The following is a 19,084-nucleotide window of genomic DNA, read 5'->3' on the forward strand; positions in this document are numbered from 1 at the left end:
TTATGGCAAAACCTGCTGCTCGTACTCGTAAAAAAGTCAAAAAGACGGTGGTTGATGGCATCGCCCATATCCATGCATCTTTTAATAATACCATCGTAACTATTACTGATCGCCAAGGCAATGCTCTTTCATGGGCTACTGCTGGTGGTTCAGGGTTCCGTGGTTCTCGTAAAAGTACTCCATTTGCTGCACAAGTTGCAGCAGAACGCGCTGGCCAAGCTGCGTTAGAGTATGGTTTAAAAAATCTTGAAGTTAATGTTAAAGGTCCTGGCCCAGGTCGTGAGTCTGCTGTTCGTGCACTTAACGCTTGTGGTTATAAGATTGCTAGCATTACAGATGTGACGCCTATTCCACATAATGGATGTCGTCCACCTAAGAAACGTCGCGTTTAAGGAGGCAGTGAAAAATGGCTCGTTATATTGGTCCCAAATGTAAACTGTCTCGTCGTGAAGGTACAGATCTTTTCTTAAAAAGTGGTTCACGTGCATTAGAATCAAAATGCAATATGGAGACTGCACCAGGTCAACATGGACAGCGTCGCGGACGTTTGTCTGACTACGGTTTACAACTTCGTGAAAAGCAAAAAGTACGCCGTATTTATGGTGTATTAGAGCGTCAATTCAGTGGTTATTATAAAGAAGCTGCGCGTCGTAAAGGTGCAACTGGTGAAAACTTATTGCAAATTCTTGAGTGCAGATTAGATAACGTTGTATTCCGTATGGGATTTGGTGCTACTCGTGCAGAAGCACGTCAGCTAGTTTCTCATAAGTCTATTACTGTAAATGGTCAAGTAGTTAATATTCCATCTTATCAAGTAAAGGCCGGTGATGTTGTTGCTGTGCGTGAAAAATCTAAAAATCAACTACGTATTGCTCAATCATTAGAGTTAAATTCTTCTCGTGGTTTTGTAGCATGGGTTGAAGTAGATTCTAATAAGAAAGAAGGTGTGTTTAAAAGCATTCCTGAGCGTAGCGATTTACCAGCTGACATCAATGAAAACCTGATTGTTGAGCTTTACTCCAAGTAATTGCTAGATTAAAGGTGCTAACATGCATAGTATGCTAAATGATTTTCTGACACCTCGACATATTGATGTCGAGGATATCAGTACTACTCGCGCTAAGATCACCTTAGAGCCTCTTGAGCGCGGGTTTGGTCACACACTAGGTAACGCATTACGTCGTATCCTGTTATCCTCTATGCCTGGCTGTGCAGTAATTGAGGTTGAAATTGATGGTGTACTTCATGAGTACAGCACAATTGAAGGTGTGCAAGAGGATGTAATTGAAATATTGTTGAACCTAAAAGGGTTAGCAGTAAAATTACATGGTCGTGATGAAGTAACTTTAACCCTCTCTAAAAAGGGTGAAGGTGTTGTGACAGCGGCAGATATTCAGTTAGAGCATGATGTTGAGATTGTTAATCTGGATCATGTGATTGCGCATTTATCTAATAAAGGCGCATTGAATATGAAGTTGAAGATTGCTCGTGGTCGTGGCTATGTGCCTGCTGATACTCGTGTTTCTAGTGATGAAACAAGAGCTATTGGCCGTTTGCAGTTAGATGCTACATTTAGTCCTGTTCGTCGTGTTTCTTATGTTGTTGAAAATGCTCGTGTAGAACAGCGTACAAACTTGGATAAATTAGTTCTTGATCTTGAAACGAATGGTACCCTTGATCCTGAGGAAGCTATTCGCCGTGCTGCTACAATCCTTCAACATCAGTTAGCTGCCTTTGTTGATTTACAAAGTGAGATTGAAACAGTTATTGATGAGCCAGAGGATGAAATTGATCCTATTCTACTTCGTCCTGTTGATGATTTAGAGTTAACTGTACGTTCTGCTAATTGTTTAAAAGCAGAAAATATCTACTATATCGGTGATTTAATTCAGCGCACCGAAGTAGAATTATTAAAAACGCCGAATTTAGGTAAAAAATCTTTAACAGAAATTAAAGATGTTTTAGCTTCTCGTGGTCTTTCACTAGGTATGCGCCTAGATAATTGGCCTCCGGCAAGTATTAAGAAGGATGATCGGTCGTTTGGCTGATTGTTATTACCACCGAGTAAATTTGGTAAGGAATTAAACCCATGCGTCATCGTAAAAGTGGTCGCCATTTAAACCGTACTAGCTCTCATCGTAAGGCTATGTTTCAAAACATGGCTGTATCGTTGTTTGAGCATGAATTAATTAAAACTACATTACCTAAAGCTAAAGAGTTGCGTCGTGTTGCTGAGCCTCTAATTACTTTAGCTAAAGTAGACAGTGTTGCTAATCGTCGTTTAGCATTTGATCGTACTCGTTCTAAAGAAGCTGTAGGTATTCTTTTTAATGAGTTGGGCAAGCGTTATGCTAAACGTCCTGGTGGTTATATCCGTATTTTAAAATGTGGATTCCGTCAAGGCGATAATGCTCCAATGGCTTATGTAGAGTTGGTTGATCGTCCTTTGAAAAAAGGTACAGTTGAAGCTGGCGATAGTGCTGAGTAAGCATTAATCTAAAGTTAAAAAGCCAAGCATTATGCTTGGCTTTTTTATTTGTCGTTTTTTATTCTTTCCCAGTTAAGATCAAATTTTGCTAAGTATTTTTTTAATCTGTCAGCATCATTGTTGCATTGTTTGTTTAAACGTGAAACAGCAAATAATTTACGCCCCGCTTCTGATAGGCTCGTACTTTGTTGGCATATCTTGATAACTTGTTCTAATTGATAACGATCAAATTCATCAATAGGCTCACTAATAAGGGTGTTGGAGGTATTAGGTGTGCACCAGTTTTTTCTTAATCGATTGATCTCTTGTGTGACTTGCTCAAGGGCTATGTTACATTGGGGAGCTAAAGTAGCCATTCGTGTGATAGAGGCATTTAACTCTCTAAAATTTCCTTTCCAAATTGCTTCATTTGATATAGCAAAATCTAAGTAATTTTTACGAGAATCTGCATTAAATCGAGGGAGTTGACCGTATTCTTTTGCATACTGAATAAGCTCGTACTCAATATTAGGTTCAATATCTTCTTTACGCTCAGCTAAGCTGGGTAGTTCATAGTGCCATATATTAATTCGTTCATATAGATCTTCTCTAAATTTGCCTGCAGAGATAGCTTTATTTAAGTCTTTATTGGTTCCTGCAATAAGCTGGAAATTACTTTTTATAGGCATGTCAGAACCAAAGGGATAAAATATTTTCTCTTCAATCGCTTTTAACAGCATCGCTTGCTCGTCTAGTCCTAGTTCACCGATCTCGTCCAAAAATAAAAGCCCGCCATCGGCGCTTTTTAGGAGGCCTATTCGTTGGCTATTGGCTCCGGTGAAGGCTCCTTTTGCATGTCCAAATAGTGTGGACATAGCAGTATCTCCACGGATTGTGGCACAATTGATTTCTACAAATTGCCCAGATATTTGATGGCTATTATATTTTAATAAATAGATTTGTTTTGCTAAAAAAGATTTTCCTGATCCCGTTGCACCATTCAATAAGATTGGGGCGTGGGAGTCACTTGCGACTTGTTCAATTTCTGCAATAATTTTATTGAATTGTTGGTTGCGAGTGGGGATACCCGACTTCAGTAATTCAGTTGCTTGCTGAGTGTAAAGCTGAAAGCGAGATAATATTTTATCATAGCAGCTCAAATCCAAGTCGATGATGGCTAGTTTGCCAAGAACTAGATCAGTATGAGTAGGCCTTCCAGTACCATGATCTAATTTTGAATTTTTATCTTTTTTATTGGGTGGAGAGGTTTGTAATAGTTTGCTTGGATAAAAGCGTGACTCGGCTAATAGAAACCAGCAAATTTGTGCGACATGCGTTCCTGTTGTGATATGAAGGTAGTAGTTTTCAGAGTCGGTATTGAAAGAATAGTGTTTTGCAATATCCCATAGCGCCGTATAAACTTGCTCAAAATCCCATGGATCTAGTATATCTATTTCAAAAATATTTACCTGTGTGCAGGGTGATAGTATTTTAATATCGTCTGCTATTTGTTCCGCTAGCTCTCTATCCCCCTTATAGATGAGCAGTTCAAAACGTGATATAGGTAATTCTGTATGTGCACAGATATCAATAGAAGGGCGCCAGTGTAGCCAGCGTTTACTTCCTTTTCCTCTAGCATCGAGTATATTGCCTAGAAAGCCAAAAATAATATTCTTTTTCATTTTATATCGAATTATAAATTATATATAAATAATTATAACTTATTGGTAGATAAATGATGACCATATTTGTTGTGTTTAATAAAACTATTTATATAAGTTAATTTTATTCAATTAGTTATAAATATATAGAGGGGTTTTACAAGGTTGGCATGCGTTTCGCAATAATAGATATGCCTGAACGAGATTTCTGTTTTTTAACCGTTGGGTGCAGTTTAAATCATATGCTTATTAGGTAATGTGATTTTTAACACTGTATTCCTAGCTCTGTGTTAGGTACGTTTGTTAAAACGTTTTGAATAGCTCAATTGGTGGAGCAATCGATTTCGACTCGATTTGTCATAGGTTCGACTCCTATTTCAAAAATATGAAGTAAATATAGTAATGATATAAAGTCAGTCAGTGATTGATGCTTGATAATAAGCAATAGGCAGTTTAGATATTGATTATTATCCATGATTATTTACCGATTAACTGAGTGTATTTAGCTTAGAGAAAAACTGGGTGCTAGGCAAAAGATTGAATATAAATAGAGGTATAAATCAGGCTATTGCTTTTTAATAACCAGATGAATAGATTTATTAAGTTCTAACTTTCCCCTAATGCTTCGTTACTTAACCCGTTGATAGTCATGTATAACAAGATTGCTGATTGATTCTTAAAAAGGAATGAAGATGATAAAAATTATTAAAGTAAAAAAAGGTGAATTGGCTGTTTTATATAAAAATGGTGAGATTCAAAAAGCTCTAGAAGCCGGTCATTACCGCTTTATTGATTTATTAAATACCTTAAGCCATCAAGTCATTGATTTGAATGTCACTAAGGTTGCAACAAAAACGGCAGATTTACTAATTAGCTTTTACCCAGAAATTATTGTAAAGCATTGTACAGTCGTTGTACTTGAAAAAAATGAGATTGTGCTTCGTTATGAAGAGCAAAAAATAGTTGAAGTACTTTTACCTCAAACCAAAAATTTGTACTGGAGAGGATATAAAGAACAAGCATTCAAAAGAATAGTGTTAGATAAAGGTTATACGATACCAGAAGAGATTGTATTGGAGTTGATTAAGGCTAAAACTAGTAATAAAAACATAGTAGGTATTGATCAATTGACGCTTGATCATTTGACTCACGAACAAGTAGGTGCTTTATTTGTAGATAACCAATTGGCCAGCATTATTAAACCGGCCTCAACAATTGGTTATTGCCGCTTTGAGCATGAAATATTGGTGGGTAAACATAGCCTAGTAAAGAGTAATATCGAAGAGGTATTAGCTGATGCCATAGAGCAAGTTGTGCCAGAGCAAATGAAAGAGTTTTGTTTACAGATGGAGGTCTCTGCCAATCAAGTAGGGTTGCGCTATGAAGACGATTTATTGATAGAAATTTTACCGCCAGGTACTCGACGCTTGTATTGGAAGAATAATCGTAAGCAGTACATGGTAACGATTAATCTAGATGAAGGTTACACATTGTCAGATGAAATGGTTGAGCAGTTGTTACAACCTGCCTTGAGGAAAAAAGAGGTGGTGGGAGATAGCAGTGTGTTGATTGCTCAAATTCCTGCTTACCATGTTGGAGTACTTAGGGTTAATGGTAAAGTTGAACAGCTATTAGAGGCTGGAATTACCGCTTATTGGCGTTTTAACCGTGAAGTGAGTGTTGAAATTGTTGATACACGATTGCAGATGTTAGAAGTGGCAGGACAAGAAATTTTAACCAAAGACAAAGTCAACTTAAGAGTTAATTTAGTGGCTAACTGGCACTATAGTGATGTACTCGTCGCTTTTGAAAAAGTAGCTAGTCCAAAAGAATTATTGTATCGTGAGTTACAATTTGGATTGCGAGAAGCCATTGGTACACGAACGTTGGATGAGTTATTAGAAAATAAAAATATTATTGATGAGGTTGTGAGTACGCATATTAAACAAAAAATGGTGGGGTATGGGGTGCAAACAGTTTCTTTGGGAGTGAGAGATATTATTTTGCCTGGAGATATGAAAGCTATCCTATCACAAGTCGTTGAGGCTGAAAAAGCGGCACAAGCAAACGTAATACGTCGCCGTGAAGAAACCTCTGCGACACGTTCATTACTTAATACAGCAAAAGTAATGGAGAATAACCCTGTTGCTTTGCGGTTAAAAGAAATGGAAACATTGGAGCGCATAGCCGAGCGAATTGATAAAATTTCTGTAGTGGGTGGTTTAGATCAAGTATTGCATGGCTTGATCAATATTCAACCTAAAGGATAGTAAAAGTCTATGGTTGTAAAATCACTAATCATAGACGAATGAGGAAAAATAAATGATGGATTTTAACGTATTAAAAACTGAAACTAGTAGACCTGTAAAAATGTGGACAAAAGGAGTGCCTGTTGATGATGGAGCAAAGGATCAACTACTTAAAACAGCCACATTACCTTTTATTTTTAAGCATATTGCTGTAATGCCGGATGTGCATGTGGGTAAAGGTTCTACTATTGGAAGTGTGATTCCAACGAAGTCAGCGATTATTCCCGCTGCGGTGGGGGTTGATATTGGTTGTGGTATGATTGCTGTGCAAACTTCTTTAATGGCGAACGATTTGCCTGATAATTTGCATCCTTTACGATTAGCAATTGAGAAGGCTGTTCCTCATGGCTTATCGCCTATGAAAGGAAGACGTGATAAAGGGAGTTGGGAAACACCACCTACGATTATTGATGAATATTGGCGTCAGTTATTGCCAGGCTTCGAAAAGTTAACCCAAAAGTACCCACAATTTTTGAAAACAAATAACTATCGCCATTTAGGAACATTGGGAACAGGTAACCATTTTATAGAAATCTGTTTGGATGAAGCCGATCGTGTTTGGATTATGTTACATAGTGGTTCTCGTGGTGTAGGTAATGCGATTGGTAGTTTTTTCATTGAGTTAGCTAAAAAAGATATGGAAAGACACTTTATTAATTTACCTAATAAAGATTTGGCTTATCTGGTAGAGGGGACAGAGCATTTTGATGATTATATAGAGGCAGTGCATTGGGCTCAAGAGTTTGCGAGGTTAAATCGTGAAGCAATGATGCATAATGTGATTATGGCTATGCATAAAGTGATTACTAAACCATTTTCAACTCATTTATTGGCTGTAAATTGTCACCATAATTATGTGCAAAAAGAGCACCATTTTGGTGAGAATATATTTATTACCCGAAAAGGAGCTGTATCTGCACGTAAAGGTGAATTTGGAATTATTCCAGGATCGATGGGGGCAAGAAGCTATATTGTTCGTGGTTTAGGAAATGAAGAAAGTTTCTGTTCTTGCTCTCATGGTGCAGGACGTGTAATGACAAGAACGGAAGCTAAAAAAAGATTTACTGTTGAAGATCAGATTAAAGCTACTGCGCATGTGGAGTGTCGAAAAGATGCTAATGTGATTGATGAAATTCCAATGGCTTATAAAGATATTGATGCAGTAATGTTAGCTCAGAAAGAGCTGGTTGAAATTGTTCATCAGTTAACACAAATTGTTTGTGTTAAGGGATGAATATTATTTTACAGAGGTTGATTTAATAGGTGATGTTTTATAATCACCTATTAATGATACAACTACTTAATTTCTATCTGAAATGTAGAGTTGTTGCCCTGGTCTGATAGATGCATTTTTACTTAATTTATTAAGTTCTAATAATCTTTCAAGTTTTATATTGTTCTTCTGAGAGATAGCCCAAAGGTTATCGCCTTCTTGAATCGTGTATTTATTGCGATTTTTTAATACAACAGTTTTTAGAGGTCTTGGTGTGCTTGAATTAGCAAGTGTAGGAACTTTTATACTTTGCCCTTTCTTTAGTGCTTGATTATTGGCTAATTTGTTGATGTTTCTTAATTCGTTAACCGTTGTGTTATGGCGAACAGCAATCTTGCTTAATGTATCTCCTGGTTTAATATTGTAAGTGTTCCATGTGGAGATAGTTTCGTTTGGTATACTACCAGAAGCTAATAATGAATTAAATCTCTCTGCCTTATGTGCTGGTATTAATAATTGTTTGGGGCATTCATTATTAATCACGGCTTGTGCTTTTAAACCCGCATTTAAAGAGCTTAATTCATTTTTATTAAGCGAAAGCATGGAGGCAACAGTTTCTAATTTTACTTGATGATTAATTTCGATTTTTTCAAAGTAAGGTTTATTAGGTATATGGGCTATTTTGACCCTATGGACAGAAGGTGCATTAACAATGTTGGATAAAGCTAAAAGTTTTGGAACATAGTTAATGGTTTCAGTCGGTAAAGATAAGTTCCAGTAATCGGTAGGTAAGTTTTGTTTTTGGTTTTGTTCTATGGCGCGTCTAACAGTACCTTCCCCAGAGTTATATGCAGCGAGTGCCAGAGGCCAATCACCAAACATATTATGTAAATATTGTAGATAATCTAACGCGGCATTGGTTGATGCAATAATATCAAGTCGGCCATCGTACCAACGTGTTTGTTGTAGATTAAAGTGTGTTCCTGTTCTGGGCATAAATTGCCATAGTCCAGCCGCTTTCATGTTGGAGTAGGCTGTGGGATTGTATCCACTTTCAATGGCGGGTAATAACGCTAGCTCAGAGGGCATATTCCGAGCTTCCAGTTGCTCAAGAATATAATGTAAATAGGGGCTACCTTTGGCAAGTAGTTGTTCAGTTGATTGGGGATTTCTTGTTAAATAGGTTTGTTGCTGTCGAATGCGATTATTATTGGTATTTAGGTACTCTGCTTGTAGTTGGAAACCATTTCTCATTCGTTCCCAAATATCATCACCATAATATTCTTGTTGAATAACTCGACCAGACTTTAGAATGATATGCTTATCTTTAGCGACATATACTGCGTTATCATCATTAACATTAGTGTTCTGTGAGCTACAGCCTGCAATAAGCATAAAAGCTAGCAATGAGCTTACTAGTAATACAATATTACGCCGTATATTTATCTTATGAAAGTTAAATTGACCCACTTCTACCCTATCATCCCTATACTGAAAGGGTGAATTCTAGAAAAGGTTTGTTGTTAGGTCAAGAACTTATGTCATTTTTTCAGTAAAAAAAGACATTAAAATTTATTTTTCCATTCTCTAAGGTCTGAAAATACCTCCTTAGCATCTGTGGGATGGAGTCTTAATGTATTTTCTATTGTCATGATGATAGACACTTGGTCACATCGCAAAAAAGGATTGACTCGTTGTTCCATTGATAATGTCGATGGAAGTGTTATTTGTTGACTCTCTCTTAAGCCTATGCATTTGTCTAAATACTCTTTGGCTAGATTATTACTAGGTTCCACCGCTATTGCAAATTTTAGATTACTTACTGTGTATTCATGGGCAGGATAGATTAAAGTATCAGGCGGTAATTCGTTAAGTTGCTGTAATGAGTGATACATTTGTTCCATTGTCCCTTCAAAAACACGGCCGCAGCCCCCAGAAAAGAGTGTGTCGCCTGAAAATAATCGTGCAGGCATATTTTTCTGAGTTGGAGCGTAATAAGCGACATGATCGAGAGTGTGTCCGGGCACAGCAATAACACGCAATAGAGAGCCAATGATATGAATTATTTGGCTATTGGTAACAATAATGTCTTTATTGGGAATGCCAGGATTGTTGGGCGCAAATACAGTTGCCGATGTTTTTGCTTTTAACGTGCTTATGCCGCCAATATGATCTTGATGGTGGTGTGTGATTAGGATGTCAGATAGTTGCCAGCCTTTATTTTTTTCTAACCATGCTAAAACAGGGTTGGCATCTCCAGGGTCAACCACCGCTGCTTGCTTGGTTGTTTGATTTTTTATTAGCCAGATATAATTGTCAGTGAAGGCTGGTAAAGCTTCAATTTCTAACATCATATATTTTTAGTCCTAATTTGTTATAGTACTACCTTACGCTGATAATTTTTATTTTTAAAGGTGTTATTAATATTTAGTAAAGGGTTTTATAAAATGGTAGGTTATGTCATCAATATATTACCTCTATAATTCACCTAATTTAACTTATACAAGAGAGTCGCATTATTAGCCCATTATTTAAATCTACTAAAGAACAGAAAGAGTTTCGAATCAGGTCTTGGTTTAGCTCAGGAAAAGGGGCTAATTTACTTTCTTTAGAACAACCCTTAATTGATGAGGCGTTAAGTCATTATTTTGGGCGTTTTATATTGCAAACAGGGCCGCTATTTAGTCTTTCTTCACCCATTAAAAATATAGGAGAAGTCGTTTCTCTAGGTGGAAAGACATCTCATGCAGATATTGTGTGTCAAGAACATGCGTGGCCTATTCTGACAGAAGGGGTTGAGTGTATAATTTTACACCACTCTCTTGATTTTGCCGTTTCTCCGCATGATGTGCTGAGAGAGGCAGCGCGTTGCGTTAGACCTGGTGGGCATTTATTAATTGTTGGGCTTAATCCTCGCAGTGCTTGGGGCATTTATCGGCGGTTTACAACCAGTATTTTGAATGGGTCGCACAGCCTTACTTACGCGAGATTAGTTGATTGGTTAAAATTATTAGGATTTTCAGTTGAGCAACGATGGACTGGCGGTTATAGTTGGCCTCGCAGTAATTCGCTAAGTAGTAAGTCAATGAAATTTGAAACTTTAGGGCAACAAAGAAAGTGGATAGGGAATGGATTTTATATTGTTAGTGCGCGTAAATTAATGATTCGGCCTACTGTATTAGAAGACAAGCGGCTTAATATTTTGAAAGGTATGGCTCCAATACCCGTTGTTAATAGGAGTGATGTAAAAGTAAATGAGTGATTTAGATATAGTAACAATGTATACCGATGGAGCATGTAAGGGAAACCCCGGTCCAGGTGGTTGGGGAGCTTTGCTGTTATACAAAAAAATAGAAAAAGAGCTGTGGGGTGGTGAGCCTGAAACAACGAATAACCGGATGGAGTTGTTAGCAGCAATAGAGGGGTTGTCAGTATTAAAGAGGCCATGTGAAGTTCATTTGTATACAGATTCTCAGTATGTTAAAAAAGGCATTACTGAGTGGATGGATAACTGGAAAAAAAGAAATTGGAAAACGGCAGATAAAAAGCCTGTAAAGAATGTTGATTTATGGAAAAGACTTGATGAGCAAGTTGCTAAGCATACTGTTACTTGGCGTTGGGTTAAGGGGCATGCAGGCGATATTGGTAATGAGCGTGCGGATCAGTTGGCTAATCGTGGTGTAGCTGAAATTATTGAAAGTTTAAGCTAATTAAAAGTAGATAAATGATGAGAAGTGTAATATTAGATACAGAAACAACAGGAATGCCTGTAACAGAAGGGCATCGAATTATTGAAATTGGCTGTGTTGAAGTCATTAATAGGCGTTTAACCAATCGACATTTTCATGTGTATTTACAACCTGATCGTGAAATCGACGAAGAAGCTATTAAGGTTCATGGTATTACTAATGAATTTTTAATTGATAAGCCAAGATTCAAGGAAGTTGCTGATGACTTTTATGAGTTTATAAAAGATGCACAGTTAATTATTCATAATGCCGTGTTTGATATCGGTTTTATTACCAATGAGTTTGAGCTTTTAGGCCAGCATGATAGGGCGGATGTCCCTTCCTATTGTACGATTCTCGATTCATTACAGATGGCTAGGGAAAGGCATCCCGGTCAGCGAAATAGTCTGGATGCGTTATGTAAGCGCTATCATATAGATAACTCTGGGCGTGAGTTGCATGGCGCTTTACTCGATGCTGAGTTACTTGCCGATGTTTATTTAACCATGACAGGTGGGCAGACAAATTTAGGTTTAGATTCCGCCGGTGGTCAAGATTTAAATGGTATCAGTTCAACAGTTATCAAGCGGTTAGCAACGGATCGTGCTCAAACAAGGGTCATAAGGGCAACCGATGAAGAGTTGGCAGCTCATGAACTGCGCCTAAGTGAAATAGAAAAGTCAGCAGGTGGTTTACCTCTTTGGAAGGCCTTAGCGGATAGTAATTAATTGTATTAAATAACTACAAAATAACTGTTTAGGCTGTTAAACTTTATATAATTTAATTATTTATGATGGGGAGTCTATTTTATGGCTCGTTCTGTAGAGTCCAGAGTATTACAGTTTTGTCATGGCTATGATAGCCCCTTTTTAGATTGTGCAAGACAATACGCTAGCCTTTTTGAAAATACACCGTATAAAGTGACGACAGTATTTTTAACAGGTAAGCCTAACGCAGACGTTGTGAAACAATGCGCTTCTGATGAAGTGTTGTTTATGAACTTTACCTCTAATGAAATTAGGGGTTTGAAATTAAAAGCAATTCGTGACCTTAAGTTAATTGTAGCTTCAAGAAACTTTAAGTTTTGTATTGCGCATCGTTTTAAGCCTATTTGGATTGCTGGTCTTGCGACTTCGTTACCAATTATTGGTGTACATCATGCTTTTGGCGACTATGACCGTTGGGGGCGTAAAGTATTTGCAAACTGGCAAAAAAAGAGACTGTGTTTATTAGGTGTTTCAAATGCGGTGAGAGATGATATTCGAAATAGTCTTTCTCGATGGGAGCCTGAGCGCATCGAAACGCTTTATAATCGAATTGATGTTGATACAGTTAAAGGCAAATTGCTGTCAAGTAAAGAAGCAAGAAATGCCCTGCATTTAGACCCACATGCTTGGATTGTAGGAAATGTTGGCCGTCTTCACCCAGATAAAGATCAGGCAACTTTGTTAAGGGCATTTGCTTTAGCTAAACCAGATTTACCCAAAAATAGTCAACTGGCAATTATGGGAAAAGGGCGTTTGGCTGACCAGTTAAGAGGTTTGGCAAAAGAGCTCGGTGTTGCTGAGGATGTTCTATTTTTAGGACAGGTAGAGCAAGCTAGACGTTACTTTAAGGCCTTCGATGTATTTGCTTTAAGTTCAGATAGAGAGCCTTTTGGTATGGTTTTATTAGAGGCTATGGCTGCAAGTGTGCCTATTATTTGCTCTGATTGTGGTGGCGCACGCGAAGTGGTAAAAGATGTAGGTATTCTTTTCCCTTTTGGAGACGAGCATCTTTTAGCTGAAGCGATGGTCCGAATGTCCAAGCTAACGCCAGCACAGCTGCAAAGCTGCCATGATGCTATGCAAGTTAAATTATATAGCCACTTTTCTGATGACTCTGTGATGCAAACTTTCTGGAATTTACCTTTTATGCAGTTGTTCCGTATTTAGTTGACATGTGGATTAGAGAGCCTGTTTTTCTCATTGATATTATCCCAAATATAAATGATATTGATGAGTTGGGACATGTCAATAATGCAGTTTACGTTCGTTGGTTAGAGCAATGTGCAAGGCAACACTCTAATCAATTGGGGCTTACATTGAGTGTTTTTCAGCAGTTAGATCGAGCGATGGCTGTTATTCGTCATGAAATTGACTATTTAGCCAGTAGCTATAGTGGTAATTTGCTTCAGATGGCTACATGGATTACAGACATGGATAAGTTAAGGGTAACCCGCCAATTTCAATTAATAAACCAACAAACTGGGCAAACTATATTGCAGGCACAAACAGTTTTTTGCTGTATCCAAATGACAACGGGTAAACCAAAGCGTATGCCCCAAAAGTTAGTGATGTGCTATGAACCTGCACTTACAAGGTAAATGTATCATTTAATGATTAATGAAATGATTGGTTACATCCTTATGTTGAAAAATAACAAAATTAAATCAATATTGATAGATATACTATCTTACCAAATGGAGACATCATGGCAGAAAAATTAACTATCTTTTTACTCAGTTTTTTTTCTGTGTTGACCTATGCTAACAGTGTGAATATTGTCGAGGGGAGTGCTGTAGGTATAAAAAATGTTATTACTAGTGGTACAAGGGTTCAAGTCAATAAACAATTATTGTCGGCAGATAAGCTACCTGAAGTTTCAAAATACGATAAAGAGAAAGACCCTCTCTTTTTGGGTAAAGAAACTCAAAATAAACAGGATGTTAGTAACGGGGGAGCGAGCGTATTACCTAATTTATTTGACTCACATCTGCCGCCTAGTTTTTCTGTTCAAGGACGTTTTATTGAAAAAGAAAATATGAGTCGAGAAGGTTCTGATATTGAAGGTGCGGCTGTAAAATTTATTTTTGTACAATAATAAATTTTATTGCTTAGACTTGTTTCTAAAAGAACCCACTTCTCATAATCCAGTCATTGATAGCCATATCATTAAAACATTATGTAACTTATTCTCCTTAATGGAGCTTGAGGTTCAAAAAAATATCCCCATATTATAAAAATATAATTTACTAGTGACATTGGAGGATTTTACTTTGACCACAATAGTTTCGGTTCGCCGCAATGGTAAAGTAGTTATGGGGGGCGATGGTCAAGTATCTTTGGGCAATACCATCATGAAAGGTAATGCCAAAAAAGTACGCCGTTTGTATCATGGGCAAGTTATTGCGGGTTTCGCTGGCGCAACAGCAGATGCCTTTACATTGTTTGAGCGCTTCGAGGCACAACTAGAAAAGCATCAAGGTCATTTGATTCGTGCTGCTGTTGAATTAACAAAGGATTGGCGAACAGATCGATCGTTGAGTCGGTTAGAGGCCATGTTAGCAGTAGCAAACGCTGATGCGTCATTGATTTTAACAGGAAATGGTGATGTCTTGGAACCCGAAGATGGATTAATAGCCATGGGATCTGGTGGCCCTTATGCCCAAGCCGCTGCTAAGGCTTTATTAATGCGTACTGATATGTCTGCGAAAGAAATTGCTGAAACAGCACTGAATATTGCAGGTAGTATTTGTATTTATACTAATCAAAACTTGACGATTGAAGAGCTTGATTGTCATTAGAATGAAAAAAGGTGGAGTAAGATAATGTCCATGACACCTCGTGAAATTGTCCATGAGTTAAACCGTTTTATTATTGGTCAAGATGATGCAAAGCGTGCTGTTGCTATTGCTTTACGTAATCGTTGGCGGCGTATGCAGCTACCTGCGGAGCTAAAAGCTGAAGTTACCCCTAAGAATATTTTAATGATAGGGCCGACCGGTGTTGGTAAAACAGAAATTGCCCGTCGTCTTGCGCGCTTGGCCAATGCACCTTTTATAAAAGTAGAGGCTACAAAATTTACAGAAGTAGGTTATGTTGGCCGTGATGTGGAATCTATCATTCGTGATCTTGCTGATGCGGCGATTAAAATGCTAAGAGAGCAAGAAATAAAACATGTTAATCACCGCGCAGAAGATGCCGCTGAAGAGCGAATTTTAGATGCTTTATTAACGCCTGCACGCTCTGGTGAGTTTGAGAAAGAAGCCACATCAACAGATAATAATACTCGCCAGTTATTTCGTAAACGTCTACGCGAAGGTCAATTAGACGATAAAGAAATTGAAGTTGAAGTAGCTGCAACACCAGTGGGTGTTGAAATTATGTCGCCGCCAGGAATGGAAGAGATGACAAGCCAGTTACAAAATTTATTCTCTGGCATGAACAAAGGCAAACGACAAACACAAAAGCTAAAAATTAAAGATGCTCGTAAAATTATTCGTGATGAAGAAGCCGCGAGTATGATTAATGAGGAAGAGTTAAAAGCAAAAGCTTTAGAAGCAGTGGAGCAAAATGGTATTGTCTTTATCGATGAAATAGATAAGGTGGCTAAGCGTGGCAATATGGGCGGGGCTGATGTCTCTCGCGAAGGTGTTCAGCGTGATTTATTACCTTTGATTGAAGGATGTACGGTGAATACAAAATTAGGTATGGTTAAAACAGATCATATTCTTTTTATTGCATCAGGGGCTTTTCATTTATCTAAACCGAGTGATTTAGTGCCAGAGCTGCAAGGCCGTTTACCTATTCGTGTTGAGTTAAAAGCATTGTCACCTAATGACTTTGAGAGAATATTAACGGAACCTCACGCTTCATTAACCAATCAGTACCAAGAACTTTTAAAAACGGAAGGGCTTAATATTGAGTTTAAGGAAGAAGGCATTAAACGCATTGCAGAAATTGCATGGCAAGTGAATGAAAAAACTGAGAATATAGGTGCTCGTCGCTTACATACTTTGCTAGAGAGGCTTCTTGAAGAGGTTTCTTTTAGTGCATCAGATCTTGCAACAAAAAGTGAAGAAGTTATTGTCATTGATGCAGCTTATGTAAATAGCCATCTAGGTGAGTTAGCGCAGGATGAGGATCTGTCGCGTTATATCCTATAGCTTTAAAATATCATTGAGCTTACCTAGAAGGTGAGTTCAATGAAGATCTAGACAAAAAAACTGTAAATTAAGGCTTGTAACTTCTCAATAAATCAGTAGAATACACACACAGTTTTTATTACCGATTAATGGCGACTCTATTGGTCCCTTCGCAATAATTAACTATCAATCTGGTCAGGTCCGGAAGGAAGCAGCCATAGTAGTGACATTATGTGCCGAGGTGCGGCTAATAGAGGAGCCACCTAATGTGAAAAGCGCCCAAATGAGCGCTTTTTTTATGCCTATTTTTTAGCAACAAGATTCATTCTTAATATTAGCTTGAGAAACGCTACTATCGGCAGGAACACTTTTAGTCAGCCATACATTACCACCAATGATAGATCCTTTGCCGATAGTTACTCTGCCTAATATTGTTGCTCCTGCATAGATAACCACATCATCCTCAACAATCGGGTGACGGGGATAACCTTTTTGTAGATGTCCTGACTCATCCGCAGTAAAACGTTTTGCACCTAATGTCACCGCCTGATAAATACGGACATGATTACCAATAATACAGGTTTCACCAATCACTACCCCTGTACCATGATCGATAAAGAAGCTTTCTCCAATCGTAGCACCTGGGTGTATATCAATACCTGTGGTGGAGTGTGCAATTTCAGAGATAATACGTGCTAATAGCGTTAATCCCGATGTATAGAGGTAATGAGCAATACGGTGGTGAATAATAGCCAATACCCCAGGATAACAAAGTAGTACTTCATCAACACTTCGTGCTGCAGGGTCACCATGATAGGCGGCGATAACATCAGTATCCAGTAATTTGCGTATGGTAGGCAAAGCAAAAGCAAACTCTTGGACGATTCGTGTTGCTTCTGCTGAAATATCATCAATATGTTTGCCTTGATATTTAGCATTATAGCAAAGCTCAAGATAGGCTTGATTTTGTAAGGCATTGAGAGCAGCATCTAATGAATGACCCACATAAAAATCTTCACTTTCCTCTCTTAGGTCTGAAGGGCCTAAACGCATGGGGAAAAGCGCACGACTGATTGTATCGATGATTTCATTCATGATTGTGCGAGAGGGAAGCTCCCGTCCGACATTGCGTGTTCTGCCATGATTAGTTCGCCACTCTGATCTTACCTCTTTTAGCTGATCAACTATTGTTTGTAAGCCCCAAGAGTTAGTGGCTTTGCAATAGGTGTTATGTGTTTTTATAACCATTAAGTGCTCCGACCAGTATGAAAATATTTAGATAGTTTTAATAAGAATAGTATTAATTTTATTTGCTGTTTGTGAATGATATTGCCACATTACATGTTATTTGTATATTTCTAGATTAAAAAAGGTTCATTATTGATCTACACAGACGATTAGTGTTGTATATAAAATAACAGTCTGTGTCTATTTTGTGATTAGCTCGTTGCAGGTAAGATACCGAAGCCCATAAATAAAGTGGCAAGTCCTAAGAATATGAAGAATCCACCGCTATCTGTTATTGCTGTAATCATAACGCTTGAACCAATAGCCGGATCTCTACCAAATTTTACCATTGCCATGGGGATGATAACTCCCATTAATGCTGATAGTAATAGATTTAGTGTCATGGCTAAAGTCATAACGATGCCAAGTGACCAACTGCCATAGAGATAATAAGCGACTACACCAATGACGCTACCCCAAACGATACCATTAATAAATGAAACGCTTAATTCTTTTCGCAGTAGCCGAAAAGTATTAGCGGTTGTAATTTGATCTAATGCCATTGCTCTTACAATCATGGTAATCGTTTGATTACCAGAGTTTCCGCCTATTCCTGCGACAATAGGCATTAAAGCCGCGAGCGCAACTAGCTTTTCAATAGTGCCATCAAATAAACCAATAACTCGTGATGCAATGAATGCGGTGATTAGATTAATGGCTAACCATGCCCAACGGTTACGCAATGAACGCCAAACAGAAGCGAAGATGTCTTCATCCTCTCTTAACCCCGCCATGTTTAGCATCTCAGTTTCAGTTTCTTCACGGATTAAGTCAACCATCTCGTCAATGGTTAAACGACCAATGAGTTTATTATTTTTATCGACAACTGGTGCTGAAATTAAGTCATATCGTTCAAATGCTTGGGCCGCCTCGTAGGCATCATTGTCTGGATTAAACACGACAGGATCGTCAGACATGACATCAGAGACAAGAATATCAGGATCATTCAATAAGAGTTGTTTAATAGGTAGTACACCCTTTAAAACAGACGCTGAGTCAACGACAAAGATTTTATCAGTATGATCTGGGAATTCTTTAAAACGGCGTAAATAGCGTAAAACAACCTCTAGCGTGACATCATCGCGGATGCTGAGAATTTCGAAATCCATCAGCGCACCCACTTGATCCTCTTCATAAGATAAAGCGGATTGTAGTTGCTCACGGTCTTGTGTATCTAGAGAGCTGATGAGCTCTTGCAGGACGTCATTCGAAAGTTCTGGCGCTAAATCTGCCAACTCATCGGTATCTAACTCTTTAGCGGCAGCAATGATCTCGTGATCATCCATGTCCGCTAATAACGATTCACGTACCGCGTCAGATACTTCTAAAAGAATATCGCCATCACGATCAGATTTTACACACTGCCATAGTAATAAACGCTCATCTAATGGTAGTGCCTCTAGTAAGTCGGCAATATCGGCAGAGTGGAGTTCTTCTAGTTTCTTCTGAAGCTCGGTATAATCAGGATGAAAAGGTATTTGCTCTTCTTTTGCTTGCGTTTTTTCTTTTGAGT

At 38.1% G+C, this 19,084-nt stretch carries 18 protein-coding genes, 1 tRNA gene, 1 other RNA gene and 1 pseudogene; 16 read left to right on the forward strand and 5 right to left on the reverse strand.

Annotated features, from left to right (window positions below; translation table 11 throughout):
* Nucleotides 1-2: 2 nt before the first annotated feature.
* The 4 genes from rpsK to rplQ are packed head-to-tail and all read left to right on the forward strand — an operon-like array spanning nt 3 to nt 2,488.
* Nucleotides 3-392: a 30S ribosomal protein S11 gene (gene rpsK / locus DM558_RS13565; protein ID WP_109704024.1), complete on the forward strand. Its 390-nt coding sequence runs from the start codon at nt 3-5 to the stop codon at nt 390-392.
* Between the two features lie 14 nt (nt 393-406).
* A complete protein-coding gene (gene rpsD, locus DM558_RS13570; RefSeq protein ID WP_109704023.1) occupies nt 407-1,027 on the forward strand; it encodes a 30S ribosomal protein S4 in 621 nt (206 codons plus the stop codon).
* A gap of 22 nt (nt 1,028-1,049) precedes the next feature.
* Nucleotides 1,050-2,048 carry a DNA-directed RNA polymerase subunit alpha gene (locus tag DM558_RS13575; RefSeq protein WP_109704022.1) on the forward strand — a complete coding sequence of 333 codons (999 nt, stop codon included), beginning with the start codon at nt 1,050-1,052 and terminating at the stop codon, nt 2,046-2,048.
* Nucleotides 2,049-2,089: 41 nt separating this feature from the next.
* On the forward strand, nt 2,090-2,488 hold the full coding sequence (gene rplQ / locus DM558_RS13580; protein WP_109704021.1) for a 50S ribosomal protein L17: 399 nt from the start codon (nt 2,090-2,092) through the stop codon (nt 2,486-2,488).
* 44 nt (nt 2,489-2,532) lie between these two features.
* Here the strand turns inward: rplQ and rtcR are convergent, their stop codons facing one another.
* Nucleotides 2,533-4,149, reverse strand: coding sequence for an RNA repair transcriptional activator RtcR (gene rtcR / locus DM558_RS13585; protein WP_127164457.1), 1,617 nt, complete (start codon nt 4,147-4,149; stop codon nt 2,533-2,535).
* Between the two features lie 290 nt (nt 4,150-4,439).
* On the opposite strand from rtcR, the gene DM558_RS13590 reads away from it, so the two are divergent.
* The 3 genes from DM558_RS13590 to DM558_RS13600 all read left to right on the forward strand — a co-directional run bounded on the left by DM558_RS13590 (nt 4,440) and on the right by DM558_RS13600 (nt 7,671).
* Nucleotides 4,440-4,512, forward strand: a tRNA-Arg gene (locus DM558_RS13590).
* A 308-nt stretch (nt 4,513-4,820) separates the two neighbouring features.
* Nucleotides 4,821-6,398: a slipin family protein gene (locus DM558_RS16080; protein ID WP_228411760.1), complete on the forward strand. Its 1,578-nt coding sequence runs from the start codon at nt 4,821-4,823 to the stop codon at nt 6,396-6,398.
* 52 nt (nt 6,399-6,450) lie between these two features.
* On the forward strand, nt 6,451-7,671 hold the full coding sequence (locus tag DM558_RS13600; protein WP_323368261.1) for an RtcB family protein: 1,221 nt from the start codon (nt 6,451-6,453) through the stop codon (nt 7,669-7,671).
* Between the two features lie 66 nt (nt 7,672-7,737).
* On the opposite strand, the gene DM558_RS13605 is transcribed toward DM558_RS13600, so the two are convergent.
* Both DM558_RS13605 and gloB read right to left on the reverse strand, forming a co-directional pair.
* Complete coding sequence (locus DM558_RS13605; protein ID WP_127164458.1) at nt 7,738-9,120, reverse strand: transglycosylase SLT domain-containing protein; 1,383 nt, start codon at nt 9,118-9,120, stop codon at nt 7,738-7,740.
* A 95-nt stretch (nt 9,121-9,215) separates the two neighbouring features.
* Nucleotides 9,216-10,001, reverse strand: coding sequence for a hydroxyacylglutathione hydrolase (gene gloB / locus DM558_RS13610; RefSeq protein WP_127164903.1), 786 nt, complete (start codon nt 9,999-10,001; stop codon nt 9,216-9,218).
* A gap of 311 nt (nt 10,002-10,312) precedes the next feature.
* Here gloB and DM558_RS13615 point away from each other — a divergent pair, with 311 nt between their 5' ends.
* The 9 genes from DM558_RS13615 (at nt 10,313) to ffs (ending at nt 16,540) form a co-directional block, all read left to right on the forward strand.
* On the forward strand, nt 10,313-10,912 hold the full coding sequence (locus tag DM558_RS13615) for a class I SAM-dependent methyltransferase (RefSeq protein WP_127164459.1): 600 nt from the start codon (nt 10,313-10,315) through the stop codon (nt 10,910-10,912).
* Nucleotides 10,905-11,360 (forward strand): ribonuclease HI, encoded by a 456-nt coding sequence (gene rnhA, locus DM558_RS13620; protein WP_109704015.1) that lies wholly within the window; start codon nt 10,905-10,907, stop codon nt 11,358-11,360. The genes DM558_RS13615 and rnhA overlap by 8 nt, the downstream gene beginning before the upstream one ends.
* 17 nt (nt 11,361-11,377) lie before the next feature.
* Complete coding sequence (gene dnaQ / locus DM558_RS13625) at nt 11,378-12,106, forward strand: DNA polymerase III subunit epsilon (protein WP_109704014.1); 729 nt, start codon at nt 11,378-11,380, stop codon at nt 12,104-12,106.
* Between the two features lie 81 nt (nt 12,107-12,187).
* Nucleotides 12,188-13,312: a glycosyltransferase gene (locus tag DM558_RS13630; RefSeq protein ID WP_127164460.1), complete on the forward strand. Its 1,125-nt coding sequence runs from the start codon at nt 12,188-12,190 to the stop codon at nt 13,310-13,312.
* A 5-nt stretch (nt 13,313-13,317) separates the two neighbouring features.
* Nucleotides 13,318-13,743, forward strand: coding sequence for an acyl-CoA thioesterase (locus DM558_RS13635; protein WP_127164461.1), 426 nt, complete (start codon nt 13,318-13,320; stop codon nt 13,741-13,743).
* A gap of 107 nt (nt 13,744-13,850) precedes the next feature.
* The gene (locus tag DM558_RS13640) at nt 13,851-14,240 is read left to right on the forward strand and encodes a hypothetical protein (RefSeq protein ID WP_127164462.1); all 390 of its coding nucleotides are present in this window, start codon (nt 13,851-13,853) and stop codon (nt 14,238-14,240) included.
* A 175-nt stretch (nt 14,241-14,415) separates the two neighbouring features.
* Nucleotides 14,416-14,943, forward strand: coding sequence for an ATP-dependent protease subunit HslV (hslV, locus tag DM558_RS13645; RefSeq protein WP_109704010.1), 528 nt, complete (start codon nt 14,416-14,418; stop codon nt 14,941-14,943).
* A gap of 24 nt (nt 14,944-14,967) precedes the next feature.
* Nucleotides 14,968-16,305: an ATP-dependent protease ATPase subunit HslU gene (hslU, locus tag DM558_RS13650; RefSeq protein ID WP_127164463.1), complete on the forward strand. Its 1,338-nt coding sequence runs from the start codon at nt 14,968-14,970 to the stop codon at nt 16,303-16,305.
* A gap of 138 nt (nt 16,306-16,443) precedes the next feature.
* Nucleotides 16,444-16,540: signal recognition particle sRNA small type (gene ffs / locus DM558_RS13655), an RNA gene on the forward strand.
* Between the two features lie 53 nt (nt 16,541-16,593).
* On the opposite strand, the gene epsC is transcribed toward ffs, so the two are convergent.
* On the reverse strand, nt 16,594-17,532 hold the full coding sequence (gene epsC / locus DM558_RS13660; protein ID WP_127164464.1) for a serine O-acetyltransferase EpsC: 939 nt from the start codon (nt 17,530-17,532) through the stop codon (nt 16,594-16,596).
* Nucleotides 17,533-17,723: 191 nt separating this feature from the next.
* Nucleotides 17,724-19,028: pseudogene (gene mgtE / locus DM558_RS13665) on the reverse strand (magnesium transporter); the annotation flags it as partial.
* Nucleotides 19,029-19,084 lie beyond the last annotated feature (56 nt).

Origin of the sequence: Entomomonas moraniae (assembly GCF_003991975.1) — a bacterium.
In the GTDB taxonomy this organism is placed as follows: domain Bacteria; phylum Pseudomonadota; class Gammaproteobacteria; order Pseudomonadales; family Pseudomonadaceae; genus Entomomonas; species Entomomonas moraniae.